The organism is Streptomyces brasiliensis (genome assembly GCF_014647875.1).
GTDB classification, from domain to species: Bacteria; Actinomycetota; Actinomycetes; order Streptomycetales; family Streptomycetaceae; genus Streptomyces; species Streptomyces brasiliensis.
The window spans coordinates 19,084-34,217 of the sequence record NZ_BMQA01000043.1; the positions used below are offsets into that span (position 1 = coordinate 19,084).

The following is a 15,134-nucleotide window of genomic DNA, read 5'->3' on the forward strand; positions in this document are numbered from 1 at the left end:
CCGTCGCATCACTATGGCGAGCGTCGTACCCGGTAAATGCCTAGTCCTGACCTGGCAATCGATTAATAAGCAGCCACTCATAATCGAGTCGAAACATGTCTTTGTCCCCTATGGATGCCCGACCTACTGTGATGGGCACGGCTTGGCGTCACTGGGACTCCAGCCGATCTACCGACCTGAGGACGGGCGCCATGGACCTGCGGCACCTGCGCTACTTCACCGCCGTGGCCGAGACCTGCCACTTCGGGCGTGCCGCAGAGCGCCTCCACGTCGCCCAGCCCGCGCTCTCGCAGGCGATCCGTCAGCTGGAGGCCGAGCTCGGCGTCACGCTGTTCAACCGCACCACGCGACAGGTCTCGCTCACCCCTGCCGGTGAGTTCCTCCAGACCGAGGCGGCCCGCATCCTGGGCGCCCTGGACGACAGCCTGCGCGGCGTACGGCGGATCGCGGCCGGACGGCACGGCCTGCTGCGCCTGGGCCTGACAGGCACGTCGTCGTTCTCGCATCTGCCCCGGATCGCCCGGCTGCTCAAGCGCGAGCTGCCCGGTGTGGCGCTGGAGATCCACGCCGACCTGCTCACCCCCGAGCAGTGCGACGCGCTGCGCGCCGGCACGATCGACCTCGGCGTGCTCCGGCCGCCCGCGGCGGGTGAGGGCATCGAGCTGAGCCTGCTCGACGAAGAGCCGCTGGTCCTGGCCGTGCCCGCCGATCACCGTCTCGTGGCCGAGCCCATCATCGCGATGGCCGACCTGCGCGCCGAGCCGTTCATCCTCTACGACGCTCGCCAGTCGGTGGTCAACGACGCGGTCACGCGCGCCTGCCGTACCGCCGGGTTCGTGCCCCACCGCGAACACGCGGCACCCGGCACCTCCGTCCTGTTGGCGCTGGTGGCCGCCGGCCTCGGGGTCTCACTCGCCCCGGCCGGCGTCCGCTCCCTCCCCCTGGACGGCGTCGTCTTCCGCGATGTCGCCGACGCGGGCTCGGTGGGCCTCGCGCTTGGGCGCCGCGCCGACGAGGACAACCCGCTCGTCAACGCCGTCGTCGCACTGCTGACCGCCACGTCCGGCGCGGCCTCCGTCCCTACCGAGGAGCCTGCATGAAGATCGTCCGGGTCGAGGCGATCCCGTTCTCCATCCCCTACCTCAAGCCGCTGAAGTTCGCCTCCGGCGAGGTGCACGCGGCCGAGCACGTGCTCGTCCGGGTCCACACCGACGACGGGATCGTCGGCGTCGCCGAGGCGCCGCCCCGGCCCTTCACCTACGGCGAGACCCAGCAGGGCATCGTGGCGGTCATCGAGAACGTCTTCGCCGCGCAGATCGTCGGCCTGACGCTCCTCCAGCGCGAGGTCGCCCACCAGCGGATGCGCCGCACGATCGGCAACCCCACCGCGAAGTCGGCGATCGACATGGCCATCTGGGACGCGCTCGGTCAGACGCTGGGCCAGTCGGTCAGCAATCTGCTCGGCGGCTACACCGACCGGATGCGGGTCAGCCACATGCTGGGCTTCGAGGAGCCGCAGAAGATGGTGGCCGAGGCCGAGCGGATGCGCTCCACGTACGGCATCACCACCTTCAAGGTGAAGGTGGGCCGGCACCCGGTCTCGCTCGACACCGCGGTGGTGCGCGCGCTGCGGGAGCACTTCGGTGCCGAGGCGGAGCTGTACGTCGACGGCAACCGCGGCTGGTCGCCGGCGGAGTCGGCCGCAGCGATGCGCGAGATGGCGGACCTCGCCCTGCTCTTCGCCGAGGAGCTCTGCCCCGCCGACGACGTCCTGGGCCGCCGCTGGCTGGTCGCTCAGACCACGGTGCCCTCGATCGCCGACGAGTCCGCGACCACGCCCGCCGAGGTCACCCGGGAAATCCTCGGGGGATCGGCGACGGCCGTCTCGATCAAGACGGCGCGCACCGGGTTCACCGTCTCTCAGCGCGTGCACCACCTGGCCGAGGGGCTCGGCATCGAGGCCGTCATCGGCAACCAGATCGACGGCCAACTCGGCACCGCGTGCGCGGTCACGTTCGCGGCGGCCTACCAGCTGACTTCGCGCCGCGCCGGGGAGCTGTCCAACTTCCTCGACATGAGCGACGACCTGCTCGCCGAACCGCTCCAGATCCGTGACGGCCACCTGCGCGTGCCGTCCGGACCCGGCCTCGGCGTCGCGATCGACCCCGACAAGCTCGCCCGCTACCGCACCGACGGTCGGGCCTGATCCACCACCGGCCCCCCTGGGGCCGAGAAGAACAAGCGACAGGAGAAGCACCATGACCTCTGAGGTTGCTAGCGCCGCCGCCTCCGGCGCCAACGCCACCGCGCGCTTCCAGAACGACAAGTCTCCCTACGAGGCGGTCAAGGACGTGCCGAAGGAGCGCGTCGACAAGCTCGCGCGCCGCGTGCTCGAGGCCGTCCACGCCACCATCCGCGAGGAGAACGTCACCTACGCCGAGTACAACGCTCTCAAGGCGTGGCTGATCCAGGTCGGGCTCGACGGCGAGTGGCCGCTCTTCCTGGACGTCTGGGTCGAGCACGTGGTCGAGGAGGTCGCCACCTCCGACCGCCAGGGCAACAAGGGCACCATCGAGGGCCCGTACTACGTCCCGGACTCGCCAGTGATCTCCGACGAGAAGGGTGTCGGCACCGTCCCGACGCGCGAGGGCGAGGGGGGCACGCCGCTCACCTGGACCGGCACCGTCACCGCGGTCGACGGCACCGCCCTGTCCGACGCGAAGGTCGAGATCTGGCACGCCGACGACGACGGCTTCTACAGCCAGTTCGCCCCCAACCTGCCGGAGTGGAACCTGCGTGGCACGAACCACGTCGGCCCCGACGGCTCCTTCGAGATCCACACCGTCCAGCCCGCGCCGTACCAGATTCCGACCGACGGTGCCTGCGGTGCGCTCATCGGGGCGGCCGGGTGGCACGCCTGGCGCCCGGCCCACATCCACGTCAAGGTCTCCGCTCCGGGCTACCAGCTGCTCACCGCGCAGCTCTACTTCCCCGGCGACGCCCACAACGACGACGACATCGCCTCGGCGGTGAAGCCGGAACTGCTGCTCGACCCGCAGCAGCAGGCCGACGGCTCGGCGACCGTGGCGTACTCCTTCGTCCTCGACCCGGAGGCCTGAGTGCTCTTCCATGTGCGGATGGACGTGCGGATCCCGCACGATCTCGACCCCAAGGTCCGGGCTGCGACCGTCGCCCGGGAGAAGGCGTACTCGCAGGAGCTGCAGCGGGCCGGCAAGTGGCCCCACATCTGGCGGATCGTCGGCGAGTACTCGAACTACTCGATCTTCGAGGTCGAGTCGGGCGACGAGCTCCACCAGATCCTGTCCGATCTGCCGCTGTTCCCCTACATGGACATCGCGGTGACGCCGCTGGCGACGCACCCGTCCGACATCAACGGATAGCCCTCTGCCACCACGGGGCTGCTCGACCGGCACGGCCCGGTCGAGCAGCCCCGCTCCCTTCCCCCCACCTCTCCCTGAGCCTCGGACGAAAGACAACTCCGCATGAGCACCGCCGCCCACTCCACGACACCTCGGATCGCCATCGTCGGCGCCGGCATCGGCGGGCTGACCCTCGCCCTGGAGCTACGCCGCAAGGGATGGGAGGTGCACCTCTACGAACAGGCCGAGGAGCTGCGCGAAGTCGGCGCCGCCGTCGCACTCTCGGCCAATTCGGTGCGCTATCTGCAAGCGCGGCTCGACCTCACCCAGCCGCTCGCCGCGGCGGCGGCCGACGTGGACGGTCTGGTCTTCCGCTCCGGACGCACCGGCGACGTGGTCGGTCGGGTGCTCTCGCGTGCTGACTACCACCAGCGCTGTGGAGCGCCGTACTACGGCATCCACCGAGCCGACCTTCAGGCGATCCTGCTCGGCGCGCTCGCCGGCCCGGACGCGGGGAGCGGGGTGGAGGGTCTGCACCTCAAGAAGCGGCTCGTCGACATCGACGACTCCGGCGCGCGGGCCCGGCTCCACTTCGCCGACGGCTCCTCGGCCGAAGCCGATCTCGTGATCGGAGCCGACGGCGCCCGCTCGACCGTACGCCGCCTCCTGCTCGGCTACGACGACGCACTGTACTCCGGCTCGTCGGCCTGGCGTGGCATCGTGCCGGCCGACAAGCTCGATCTGCTGCCCGACCCGGAGGCGATCCAGTTCTGGATGGGGCCCGGCGGCCACCTGCTGCACTACCCGATCGGCAACGGTGACCAGAACTTCTTCCTCGTCCGGCGCACACCGATGCCTTGGTACGCCTCCAGCTGGGTGACACCGGTCGAGCGCGAGGGCGAACACCTCACGATGTTCGCCGAGTGGCACCCGGCGATCGTGCAGATGATCAGTGCCGTCCCGGTCACCGAGCGCTGGGCGCTCTTTCACCGCCCGCCCTTGGAATCGTGGTCGAAGGGCCGGGTGACCCTGCTCGGCGATGCCGCGCATGCGATGGTCCCCCACCACGGTCAGGGTGCGAACCAGTCGATCGAGGACGCCATCGTCCTCGCCGACTGTCTCCTGGCCGACAGCGACTGGGAGGAGGCCCGCGCACGCTATGAACAGCTACGACATGCCCGGACCCGCCGCGTGCAGACGGCATCGATCACCACAGGCGACGTCCTGCATCTGCCCGACGGTGAGGCGCAGCGCCGGCGCGACGCGCGGCTGGCCGCCCCGGACGCGTTCGAACGGCACCTCGCCTGGATCCATGCTTTCCACGCCGCTGGAGAGGCATGAGGGGCTCCCCGCGCTCGCCCCGGCCCGGCAGAAGCCGCTGCTGCGCCGGGGCACGGTACCCAGCACCCGCTGGACAGATCTCGGGCATGAAACCCCCCTCACTGTCAGGCGATTCAGCAGTCACAACGAGCACCGAGCGACCGGCGCCAACCCTGCCAGCCAACCGCAGGACGGGCGCCTCAACCGGGCCTAGGCCGTCCGCCAGCGTCCCGGCCCCCTGTCGGCGGGCGTGCATCCTCTTGAGCAGCCGGACGTGATGTGGGGATGATGACACGGAAGGCCCTGTGTGAAGGGGGCACCGGCGTGAGTCCCGTGCACGACGACACCCATGTTGACGCAGACCGGCGGCTGAGCGACGCACAGCAGTCGGACAACCTGCGGACGTTTGTGGGGGCGGCTGCCCGGCACAGTGGGGGCACGGTCACCGATCGTGTGCATCTGCGGATCACCCGGGATATCGCGGAAGGATTCGCTGCTCACAGCGCTCAGGGCGGGGCTACGAAGACCCAGGTGTGGGAGTGGATCACGCAGCACGCCTCTCCCGCCTATTCAATGGAGGCATTCGAGTCCCGGTGGGAAGTCTTCGAGAGCGAGCGGCTCATTCGTCCCCACCGGTCCAAGAAGCACCAGTTGCGGCACTCCTTCCATCCGCTCGGCACGGTCTTCCTCATGATCTGCGACCGGCTGGAAAGCCGCGGCGGCATCGATGAGCTGATCGCCCTGCTGGACCGTACGCAGGAACTTCTCGACCGCGACCACCCCGACCGTGAGGCGGTCGCCCACAACATCGTGTTCTGCCAGTGGGTGTTCCAGACGTTCGCCGTGCAGCTGGAAGCGCTGGTTCTCGACGGCACGCTGAAGGAGCTGATGGAGGACCAGTGGCAGTACCACCATCAGGACCTGGACCAGCGGGTCCTGCGCCTGAATCACGATGTGAACCGCCACTTCCCGAAGGACGTCGACCTCGCCCACAAGGCTTTCGTCATGGTCGAGGCCGAGCAGCGGTACGCTCACTGGGCCGCACAGGCTCTGCTGCGTGTACTGGACCGCGCCGGGACGACACTGGACTTCGATGTCCTGTCGGCCGAGGAGTACCTGGAGGCTGCCCGGAACGCCCCGCCGGAGCAGCTCGCGGAGGCCGGCCTCGCGCTGGTGGCGGATGCGCCGCAGGTCTGGCTCGACGCCGGGGCTGTCGTGGACGCCTTGGAGGCGTTCGTGCCTCGTCACCGGGTGCGCTACCGGCCCCCGGTGCCCGAGGGCTCTGCCGACCGGGATCCGTTCGGCGCGGTGGCCGAGCGCGCGGCACGGGAACGGGCACGGCGCGAGCGGGCCGCCGACCGCATGCTCCTGGAGCAGGACCGGGCCGAGATGACGGAGGAGTTGCGTCGCTCGCGGTGGCCGCGAGCCGTCCGGCTCCTTACCGACCTGATCATGCTCGATGCCGATCCCCACGCCCCGTACCGGTTGGAGATGGGCACCGAGCTGATCATCGACCGCGAGGCGTGGGTGACCCACCTGCACCCGGTCACGGTGCACCGTACACACACCCCGGCGGTCCCTCGGTCGCCGGCCCTGGTGGCAAGCGAGCAAGGTGATGAAGAACCCTGACGCGGCGCTGGTCCTCGCCGCCGCCCGGGCAAGCGGCGCACTCCCCCGTGACCGTCTTCCGGCGAGCCTTGTGGCGCAGGCCGACGAGGTGGCTCATGTCGCAGGGCGCAGTCTGGTGGAGTGCGACGGCCCGTGGCCCACACCGGCCGGTGCCGTCGGCCCTCCGGGCCCGACCGGCCGTGCACTCGTGCTGGGCTGGTCGGAGACTCCGGTTCCCGAGGAACTGGGCACCTACCCCGTCACCCGGCTCACCCAGACCCAGACGTTCACCTTTGCCCTGTGTCTGGCCCAGGCATGGCCGAACCCGAGCGAGCCCCTGTACCCGGGCCGTCCTTTCGAGCGGGCCGAGATCCTGGACGTGGCCGGTGACATCGGACTGGATGTGAACTTCGCCAAGGCCGCGCTCGACGGCGAACTGCAATGGCTGTTGCTGATCGTCCGCGAAGGTCGCCGGCTGCGGCTGGGGCCGGCGGTGGCCGCGCTGCCCGACACCTTCGCCGAGACCATGCGGCGCTTCCACGACCTGTTGCCGGGCCCCGACGTTGCTCCGCCGACGTGGGAGGCCGAGGAGGCCCCGCCGATGTGGGAGGACGAGGATGAATGAGGCGCCGCTCTCCGACCCCGACGAGGCACAGGTCCAGGCCGCCGTCGCCGCGGTGGAAACCACCGACGGGCTCGTGCCCCGCGAGGCGTTTCCCGCGCTGCAGAGCGATGCGCTGCGGGCGGTTGTCGCCCGCCGCCTGGCCGCGCTAGGTCGCGTGTTGCTGATCCGCGAGCACCCCGGGACGAAGGGCTTCACCAGCGGCTACGACGACAGCGTGGCCGAGCGCCTGGCCGCCGAGGGCATCGGGGTCCTGCCCCCTGTGGAGCGGGCGGTGCTGGTGTTGGTGCTGCTGCGTACAGTGGCGGCTCCCAGAGCCCGCGGCGTGCACGGCTCGGCTTCCTGGCTCACGGACGGGCCGGGTACCAGCGTCGAGGAGCTGTACGCCAACCCGCACTTCACCTACGAGCAGCTCCGTCCGGCGGTACGCCGCCTCAAGGCACGCCGCCTGCTGCGGGAGGGCTTCCACCGCACCCTGCTGCCCGGCCCGGCGCTGCTGCGTCTCACCGACGCACAGTCCGCCCGGCTGTGGGAGGACCTGGTACTGGTCACCCGGCCCGACTCCATGTACGCACGGGCCATCCGCCGGCGCCGCCGGGAGCAGCCGCATCCCGGCCGCGGGCCCGGCCCCTCGCACGAGACAGCACCATGATCACCCTCACCCCGCCGCACCAAGCGCAGCCCCCGGACGATGCCCCAATGAGCCTGGGGATCATCGGCGACCGGCAGCTGCTGTGCGTCCAGACCTTCGACATCGCCCGGCATCCCTCCACCGCGGTCGGGCTCATACCGGGCTGCTTCGTCGCCGTCTCCGGAAAAGGGCCCAGGGATGCGAACGAGTCCGGGAAGACCAGCTGGCTAGCGTCCGTCGCCCTGCTCCTGGGCGATCCGGAATGGCGGATGCACAGCAGTGGTCCGGCCACCGTCGCGGATCTGCTCTTCGAGCCGCAGACCGCCGGGGTGGCCGCCCAGGGCTACGCACCGGCGACCAGCGGCTACATCGCCGGGCTCTTCGCCGCCCCGGACGACGTCGCCGGAACCGCCTATACCGTATGGATGAAGCTGTCTGCCACTCCGACCTATGTCGAGGTCCGGCACGCCCCCGGCGTTCACCTGGCCACCGCCCAGGACGACGACGAACGCCACCATCAGTCCGCCGAGATCTACCGCGGACTGCCCTCGGCGTCCTCACTGGGAGCCACCCAGTACGCGACCGCCCTGTACGGACCCGTCCCCCGCTGCCTGGCCTTCCTGACCTCCCGGGGCAAACGGCGCGGCGGGCCATCGCTGCTCAAGCTCGACACCGGCCTGTTCACCCCCGCCGGCATCGGCACCGCACTGATCGGGCTCACCGGCCGCGCCTCTCTGCTCGATACCGACGCCTCCCTGCGCCATGACCTGAGCGAAGCGGAGCACGAGCTGCAGACCAGCCTGACCGAGGACGCCGACAGTCACGCGATCGAGGAACGAGCCCTGCGCGCCGTCACCCAGCGCAGCAGCGCACGCGAGGAACTCGCCCGCGCTCAGGACCTGTGGGCCCTCCACTACGCCCGCGGGCTGCTCGACGCTCTTGAGCGTGCCGAGCAGCTGCAAGCGGCGCTGGACGATCAAGCCGAGACGCTCGCGCGAGCCCGGGACGAGCGTGCGTCAGCCGAAGCCGTTCAGCACGCGCTCGAGGACCCTACCCGCCTGGAGCACCAGCGCGACGGGGCAGAACTCGCCAAGCAGACCGCCGAGCGGCTGCTGGATCAGGCCCATGACGACGAGTGCCGTGCACGTCACCGGCTCGCCTCGCACAACCAGGCTCTCCAAGAAGCCGAGGACGCCGCGGCCGGGGCCCGGGGGGATCTCGACGATGCCCGCCATGAGGCACAACGGGCCCATCAGCGCACGGTCGCCTGCGAGGTCCGCCTGGGCGAGGCCGGCGCGCGGCTTCAATGCGCCCGCGACGACCTCTCCCGGGCCGAAGAAGGACGCTATGGCGCCGCCGGACGGACGATCAGCACATTGTGCACGGCGGGAATCAGCGCCACGGGCCTGCTCGACGGGCTCGGCCTGCCCCGCGCGGAGCGCTCCGCATGGGAGCCGCGCCTGGCGCTGTACGGCGACGCCGTGTGCATCAGGTCATCCGACGTCCCCGCCGCCCGCAGAGTCCTGGCCGACCAGCCGGGCGCCGTCCTGATCGCCGTACCCAACGATACGGACGGACATGGCTGCGACCCCGTGCGGGGCTTCCTGGATGCCCTGGCCACGCGCATGCGCCTGGAACACAACCCGGACACCGCGGTCGATGACGCCCTCGGCCTGTGTGTGCTGGGCGGGTTCACCGAACCGTTCACCGGCCGGGCCGCCATCGTCGACCGCCTTCGCACCGAGGTGGCAGGGGCCGAGCAGGACCTCGCCGCAGCGCACCGGCTGTGTGACCAGGCCAGGGAAGCCGAAGCGCAGAGCGACGAACTGGTCCGCCGTCTGGAGGCCATCGCTCTCGCCGCTCGCCTGCGGTCGCAGCGCCCCGCGCTCGAACGCGAACTCGCCACTCTCCAGCGCAGGACCGCGGGGCGCAAGCAGGCAAGGGACGCTGCCGAGAGCGCCCTGCAGCAAGCGGTCGTCGCCCACGCGACCCGTGCTCTGCAGCACGTCCAGGCCCAGAGCGTGATCGACAGGGCCCGGTCGGTCGAACGGCAGGCCGCCGAACAACACGCGGCCCTGGAGAAGCAGTTCGCCGCTCTCGACATCATCTACTGGCAGGAGCACGGCGGCAGCCGCGAAGCCGCCCTGCGCGCCCTGCGCCGGCCCACGACCTCACCCCCGGTCGTGGGCGGGCAAACCCCGCAACCCGAACGCCGCACCGAGAGCACCCTGCGCCAGCGGGCCGGCCGTCACCTCGACCACGCTTTCGAAGCGGTCGGTATCGACACCGAAACCGGTGCAGGCGCGCCGACCACCGCACTCCAGGACGCCGTCCGGCGCCACAGCAATCTCGGTGACGACAGTGCCGGCCGCCCGGTCGCCGATGCCACCGCGTTCGAAGCGCCTGCCCGCGCTCTGCAGGACTGGCTCGACCGCTTCGCCGACTCCGACGCCTCGGCCGCCCAGCGCATCGTCGTCGAGCGCGCCGGGCGCGCCGACCGGATCGCCTTCGGCGAGCAGATGGTCGCCGACCTTCGCGAAAGCCTGCGCACCATGCAAGGCAGCATCGCCCTGCGGCTCGGACAGGCCTTGGACGACATCGAAGACGCCCTCGCCACGCTGAACCGCGATGCCGGCCTGTACGGTGCCGAACTCCACCGCGCGCTCAACCCGCCGCCCTCCCTGCAGGACGTGTGGCGCTGTGAAGTGACACCGTACTGGCGGCGTAGTCCCCACGGTCCCCTGCTGCCCTACGACAACGTCACCAACTCGGCGCAGGAGAAGCTGTTCTCCATCCATCTCGTCCTGGCCGCGCTCCTCGCCTCGCCCCATCCACTCGGCCGCGTGCTCATCCTCGACGAACTGGGCGATTCCCTCGGCGCGCACCATCGCCAGGAGGTCCTCGGAGCCCTGGCCAGGAGCACGCAGGAACACGGCATCACGGTACTGGGCACCTGCCAGGAGTCGCTGCTGGACGACGCCGCCGAACACTGCGGCGAACTCCTCTACTTCACCTATCCCAGCCACACCGAGGCGCTCAACGCCCCCACCCGCATGTTCGGCTACGACGCCAACGGCGAGCGCGTCGAGCTGACGATGGACACCCTGCTGGCCGGGCGCGCCTGGTGGTGAGCAATGCAGCACCCGCGACCCGAAAGGCGCCCGGCGAACATCCAGCGCCCACAACGGTGGTCAGCGTTGGTATGTGCCCACGAGCGTGCCGCTCGCCAACTCCCGGCCTTTCACAGCACGATGCACTGCGGCGGCTGTCGGCCGGCCGTGCAGGGGAAGCGGCTCCGACACGGCCCACAGACGGAAGAAGTAGCGGTGCGCCCCGTGCCCCGGTGGAGGCATCGGACCGCCCCAGCCGGTCCGGCCGAAACCGTTGGGCCACTCCTGGCCGCCAGGGGGCGGCTCCCCCTCCGCCGCACCAGTACTCCCCGGATCGATACCGGTGACCAGCCAGTGCAGGAACGTCCCGCCGGGGGCGTCAGGGTCCTCGCAGAGCAGGACCAACTCCGACGTACCGTCCGGCACCGCCGACCAGGTCAGGGGTGGCGAGACGTCATCGCCCTCCCCGCTGTGGCGCCGAGGGATCGCCGCGTGGTCGCCGAACGCCACGCTTCTGAGCTCAATTCCAGTCATACGCGCGGCCCTACCCGGAACAGCACGGCCGGCACCAGCCCAAGCAGGCCAAACACCCCATTTGGCCGAGTACGCCGACCAGCGCACCGGGAACTCGTAAGAGTGACCTGATTCGGAGCACACGATGCCGACGAGAATCCTGCTCGAGGGGCGCCCCGGCTCGGGCAAAACAACCGTTGTCCGCCGCTTGGCCGCCCTTCTGCGCACCCGTAGGGTTGTCGGCTTCACCACGGAGGAGATCCGGCACGGCGGTACCCGGAGCGGTTTCGCGCTGGAAACGCTTAAGGGCGGTCAGCGAGCCGTGCTCGCCCATGTCGACTTCCCGGGTCCACCGCGGGTGGGCCGGTACGGCGTCGATCTTGGTGTCATGGAGCGGCTCGCGCTGCCGCCACTCAGGTCAGCGGCGGCGCGAGCCGCTCATGGAGATCTCGTGCTGATCGACGAGCTCGGGCGTATGGAGCTGGCGTGCACCGCGTTCCAGGACACAGTCCGGTGCCTGTTCGAGTCCGACATCGACATCGTGGCCACAGTCCACGTGCACAGTGACCCGTTCACCGACGCCCTCAAGCAGCGCCCTGACGTCACCCTCGTCCAAGTGACCCTGGCCAGTCGGGATACCCTCCCCGAGGAACTGGCTGCCCGGCTTGGGGGGCCATGACGACCGTCACCTCGGCAGGGCCGTGGCTCCACCAGAGTTGCTCATCGGGCCGGTCCCACCAGTCGTACCGAAGTTGCGCATCGGGCCGACCGCATCAGTCGTCGGAAGAAGAGCGCTGGGGTGCCCCGAAGTTTCCGGACAGGGACCCAATAGGGTTGCCCTGAACAGGAAACGAGGAAGCAGAAGTGGCGCCACCCAGCAAGCTGTTGACGAGCCTGGCCCACCATCCGGGAGAGTGAGGGGCTTCCAGTCGGGTTCGGAACTCAATGTCGAACACCGAGCCGGGCGCCACGCCGTCCGCGGCGGTGAGCCGGTCGCGCAGGAAGACGTAGCCGGGGTGGTCGGCGTCGTTGCGGACCTGGGCGAGGTAGCCAGCGTGCAGGGAATTCAGCTCGCTGTCGGCGATGATCATCGCGCCCCCGGGTCATCGCCCGCGGCCGAGCCCACTGGCAGCTCGTCAGCCTGTACCCGTTGTGGCGCACGCTCACCGACGCCGTCCCGGACATCCGACTCAACACCCCGCCGACCCGGCTCGCTGACACGACTGATCCCCGGAGCACCCACGACCGCCTGTACTGGCGCACCATCGAGATCCGCGACGCGATCCTCACCCTCGCCGACCATGCGCCTCCGGAACTGCGCGGCCACGCCTACGACCACGCCACCGGGTGCGGCTCGTTCTGAGTGAGGGTGTCGTTATGCAGTGAAGGCGAATCTTTCCTGGTCACTGGCTGGGTAGAGACGTTGGTGTTCGGCGGCGACGTGATATTTCCAGTAGGTGTCGAGGTCGCCGTTGGCGGTGACGGCGCGGAGTTTGAGGACGGCTTCGGCGCCGTCGAGGCCCCAGCGGGCGCCGCTGATGTCGAGGCGGTCGGTCAGATGCCGCGCGGCTCCCTCGATGATCCCGATAGCGATGGGCCAGCCGGCCTGAAGGGCCTGGTCGTAGCGGAGAAGCTCGCTCTTGGTGCGCAGGTAGCGGACGCACACATCGGCGCCGTGGCGTTGTTCTGCGGTCAGCTCTGCCTGGTCGGCTTGGGTGTGGAGGGCGTCGGCGACTTCGGCGGCATCGCCGTGGAGGATCGCCAGGGCGTGGGTGGCGACCCAGTCCTCGGCGGCCTTGTCGCCCATGGTGTGAAACACCACGCCGAGGACCACAGGTATTCCAGGACGGAATCGGCCTCGCCTACCTGCACGTGGTGGAGACCACGTAGACCAGCCCGCCGCAGGGCCTGGACCACGTCGGCGGCCCCACCGCACTGTCACGTTCGGCGTTCTCCGGCACGATCATCACCAACGGTGAGTTCACCCGGGAGACCGCCGAGGAGGCCCTCACCGCCGGCAAGGCCGACCTCGTCGCGTTCGGCCGCCCGTTCATTGCCAACCCGGACCTTCCCGAACGCTTCCGCCTCGGCGCTCCCCTGAACGAAGGCGACCACGACACGTTCTACGGCGGCGACGAGCGTGGTTACATCGACTACCCCACGCTCTCCGAGGCTTCCTGACCCGAAGAAGCGTACGAGAGCACACGCTCCGCGACTGCGCTGCCCCGGGCGGTTCGACCCGTCGTAGCGCACCCCGCACCGCTGGCGGACCGTGCTCCGGTGGCTCTTGGCCACCCGCTCCGAGCCGTACGCCGGCAGCGTGCTCTCCGGCGGCTCAACCGCCCAGCATACGAACTCCACCACATGGTCCGGCACGTCGATGGCTGCGGCACAAACACCACCGGGCCGTCTACGGCGACATCGAGTCCATGCGCAGCCGCCCCGGCGACGCGCTCGTCGAAGGACGTCCGCCAACGGCACCACCGCTCCCACCGCGCCGCCGAACTCGCCGTGGAGCGCGCCCGCTACGAAGCCGACCGGGCCGAACGCGCCTTCAGCCAGGTCGAACCGGAGAACTGGCTCGTCGCCCGAGACAACCTCGGCTGGGCCTTGCAGCGCACACGGCTGTCACACCTGCAGTCTGCTCACTCGGAGAACGCGCCTTCGCCCGCCTGAAGCAGTGGCGGATCTTCCGCAAGGCCCGGTGCAGCACCAACCGCATCGGCCCCACCGTCGTCGCCCTTCACGCGATCGAGATCGCCTGGCGCGGCAGCAGCGTCCTTACGATCAGATCCGCCAGCGCGGTCCCCAGGATCTCGACGCTCCAACTCGCCCGGGAGAAGAAGGAGCGGGCCCGGTCGTGCGGCCAGGCGCGGGCCAGGCCCGCCCCGGTGAGCATCCCGGTCACCGTGCCGGGCCCGGTCTGCGCGACCAGCCCGGTCACCATCGCAGTGAAGGTCGCGAAGCTCGGCGCGGTGAACACACGCAGTGTCTCCAGCACAGCCAGCAAGGACGCCGGTACCGGCGAACTCGGAAGCATTGGCGGGTCCCCTCCCCGGCGCGGTCGCCACACCGCTGATGCTGCCGCCGTCCGGCCTGAAAACAGCCCGAACCAACCGGCCCGTCACCCGCCGGGGTGATCGTCTGGCGACTCACGCGCCCCGGACGGCTACCGGCGCGCCCGGAACAGCGGACGCCGTTGCAGCTATTCGGGGAAGGCGACGGTGTAGTGGAAGCCGTCGTCGCCGACGGCGTGTCGCAAACTCCGCACGATCGCCTCGGGATCGTCATAGGGGCCGTTGACGTAGAAGGGCTTGCCGTCACGACCGAAGCGGATCGGGCTGGGGCCGGCAGGCTCACCGAGCACAGCGGCGGCGGCATCGAAGTCCGCCTCGGGAGCGAACCCGAGCTCGCGGGCGTAGTCGGCGGCGCCGAACACCAGGGCGCGGACAAGCTCGGCGGGAACCTGCACATGCCCCTCGAAGGCGCTGAAGTAGGCGTGCCGGTGCGCAGCCAGCTGACTCGGGGTCATCGGCTCCGGAGGCAGCGCGTTCTTCACCCCCAGGCACCACACATCCAGCAGGAACCCGGCAACCTGGGCCTTCGCGGAGCGCGCGCTGTCCGCGGCGACGAGCACGGCGACAAGGCCGCGCACCTCCTCGGCGTCAAAAGCCCCAGGGTCCAGGCCTGTCCACTGCGGCGCACCCTCAAGATCCACACTGCGGCTCCAGCCGGCGTTCACCCAGCAACGCGGCTCGCCACGACCCGGCGCCGAGACCTGCATGGCGCCGTTGAGCACCCCGACGACATCTCTGACGCCCACCCCCAGCGTCCTGGCGATCGCCTTCGCCGACCGACCCTGCTGGTCTAGGTGCTGTACCTGCGCTACAAGCCGCTCATCCATAGTCCCACCCTACGGCCGCCGCCAAGGCCACAGGGCCCAAACGCCA

18 protein-coding genes are annotated in these 15,134 nt (G+C 70.2%); 13 read left to right on the plus strand and 5 right to left on the minus strand.

Going from position 1 to position 15,134, the window contains the following annotated elements; genetic code table 11:
• Positions 1-191: 191 nt before the first annotated feature.
• The 9 genes from IEZ19_RS37030 (at position 192) to IEZ19_RS37070 (ending at position 10,692) form a co-directional block, all read left to right on the plus strand.
• Complete coding sequence (locus tag IEZ19_RS37030) at positions 192-1,100, plus strand: LysR substrate-binding domain-containing protein (protein ID WP_189315783.1); 909 nt, start codon at positions 192-194, stop codon at positions 1,098-1,100.
• Positions 1,097-2,206, plus strand: coding sequence for a mandelate racemase/muconate lactonizing enzyme family protein (locus IEZ19_RS37035; protein ID WP_189315784.1), 1,110 nt, complete (start codon positions 1,097-1,099; stop codon positions 2,204-2,206). Before IEZ19_RS37030 ends, IEZ19_RS37035 begins: the two co-directional genes overlap by 4 nt.
• A 52-nt stretch (positions 2,207-2,258) precedes the next feature.
• The gene (gene catA, locus IEZ19_RS37040) at positions 2,259-3,119 is read left to right on the plus strand and encodes a catechol 1,2-dioxygenase (protein WP_189315785.1); all 861 of its coding nucleotides are present in this window, start codon (positions 2,259-2,261) and stop codon (positions 3,117-3,119) included.
• Entirely contained in the window at positions 3,120-3,401 is a 282-nt protein-coding gene (gene catC, locus IEZ19_RS37045) for a muconolactone Delta-isomerase (RefSeq protein ID WP_189315786.1), read from the plus strand.
• Positions 3,402-3,503: 102 nt separating this feature from the next.
• Entirely contained in the window at positions 3,504-4,721 is a 1,218-nt protein-coding gene (locus IEZ19_RS37050; protein WP_189315787.1) for an FAD-dependent monooxygenase, read from the plus strand.
• Between the two features lie 303 nt (positions 4,722-5,024).
• On the plus strand, positions 5,025-6,329 hold the full coding sequence (locus tag IEZ19_RS37055; RefSeq protein ID WP_189315788.1) for a hypothetical protein: 1,305 nt from the start codon (positions 5,025-5,027) through the stop codon (positions 6,327-6,329).
• Positions 6,316-6,933 carry a hypothetical protein gene (locus tag IEZ19_RS37060; RefSeq protein ID WP_189315789.1) on the plus strand — a complete coding sequence of 206 codons (618 nt, stop codon included), beginning with the start codon at positions 6,316-6,318 and terminating at the stop codon, positions 6,931-6,933. The genes IEZ19_RS37055 and IEZ19_RS37060 overlap by 14 nt, the downstream gene beginning before the upstream one ends.
• Positions 6,926-7,582, plus strand: coding sequence for a hypothetical protein (locus tag IEZ19_RS37065; protein WP_189315790.1), 657 nt, complete (start codon positions 6,926-6,928; stop codon positions 7,580-7,582). Before IEZ19_RS37060 ends, IEZ19_RS37065 begins: the two co-directional genes overlap by 8 nt.
• A gap of 47 nt (positions 7,583-7,629) precedes the next feature.
• Entirely contained in the window at positions 7,630-10,692 is a 3,063-nt protein-coding gene (locus IEZ19_RS37070; protein WP_189315791.1) for a coiled-coil domain-containing protein, read from the plus strand.
• A 60-nt stretch (positions 10,693-10,752) separates the two neighbouring features.
• Here the strand turns inward: IEZ19_RS37070 and IEZ19_RS37075 are convergent, their stop codons facing one another.
• Complete coding sequence (locus tag IEZ19_RS37075; RefSeq protein ID WP_189315792.1) at positions 10,753-11,205, minus strand: YbhB/YbcL family Raf kinase inhibitor-like protein; 453 nt, start codon at positions 11,203-11,205, stop codon at positions 10,753-10,755.
• A gap of 124 nt (positions 11,206-11,329) precedes the next feature.
• On the opposite strand from IEZ19_RS37075, the gene IEZ19_RS37080 reads away from it, so the two are divergent.
• On the plus strand, positions 11,330-11,863 hold the full coding sequence (locus tag IEZ19_RS37080; RefSeq protein ID WP_189315793.1) for a nucleoside-triphosphatase: 534 nt from the start codon (positions 11,330-11,332) through the stop codon (positions 11,861-11,863).
• Positions 11,864-11,957: 94 nt separating this feature from the next.
• Here the strand turns inward: IEZ19_RS37080 and IEZ19_RS37085 are convergent, their stop codons facing one another.
• Positions 11,958-12,275: a hypothetical protein gene (locus IEZ19_RS37085; RefSeq protein ID WP_189315821.1), complete on the minus strand. Its 318-nt coding sequence runs from the start codon at positions 12,273-12,275 to the stop codon at positions 11,958-11,960.
• A 14-nt stretch (positions 12,276-12,289) separates the two neighbouring features.
• On the opposite strand from IEZ19_RS37085, the gene IEZ19_RS37090 reads away from it, so the two are divergent.
• On the plus strand, positions 12,290-12,547 hold the full coding sequence (locus IEZ19_RS37090) for a DUF6545 domain-containing protein (protein ID WP_308429053.1): 258 nt from the start codon (positions 12,290-12,292) through the stop codon (positions 12,545-12,547).
• A 12-nt stretch (positions 12,548-12,559) separates the two neighbouring features.
• Here the strand turns inward: IEZ19_RS37090 and IEZ19_RS53790 are convergent, their stop codons facing one another.
• A complete protein-coding gene (locus IEZ19_RS53790) occupies positions 12,560-12,991 on the minus strand; it encodes a hypothetical protein (RefSeq protein WP_189315795.1) in 432 nt (143 codons plus the stop codon).
• 158 nt (positions 12,992-13,149) lie between these two features.
• On the opposite strand from IEZ19_RS53790, the gene IEZ19_RS37100 reads away from it, so the two are divergent.
• Positions 13,150-13,365 (plus strand): oxidoreductase, encoded by a 216-nt coding sequence (locus IEZ19_RS37100; RefSeq protein ID WP_229841274.1) that lies wholly within the window; start codon positions 13,150-13,152, stop codon positions 13,363-13,365.
• 330 nt (positions 13,366-13,695) lie between these two features.
• The gene (locus tag IEZ19_RS37105; protein ID WP_189315822.1) at positions 13,696-13,860 is read left to right on the plus strand and encodes a hypothetical protein; all 165 of its coding nucleotides are present in this window, start codon (positions 13,696-13,698) and stop codon (positions 13,858-13,860) included.
• Between the two features lie 67 nt (positions 13,861-13,927).
• On the opposite strand, the gene IEZ19_RS37110 is transcribed toward IEZ19_RS37105, so the two are convergent.
• Together IEZ19_RS37110 and IEZ19_RS37115 are read right to left on the minus strand one after the other, a co-directional pair.
• A complete protein-coding gene (locus IEZ19_RS37110; protein WP_189315796.1) occupies positions 13,928-14,224 on the minus strand; it encodes a hypothetical protein in 297 nt (98 codons plus the stop codon).
• Between the two features lie 165 nt (positions 14,225-14,389).
• A complete protein-coding gene (locus IEZ19_RS37115; protein ID WP_189315797.1) occupies positions 14,390-15,088 on the minus strand; it encodes a hypothetical protein in 699 nt (232 codons plus the stop codon).
• Positions 15,089-15,134: the final 46 nt, after the last annotated feature.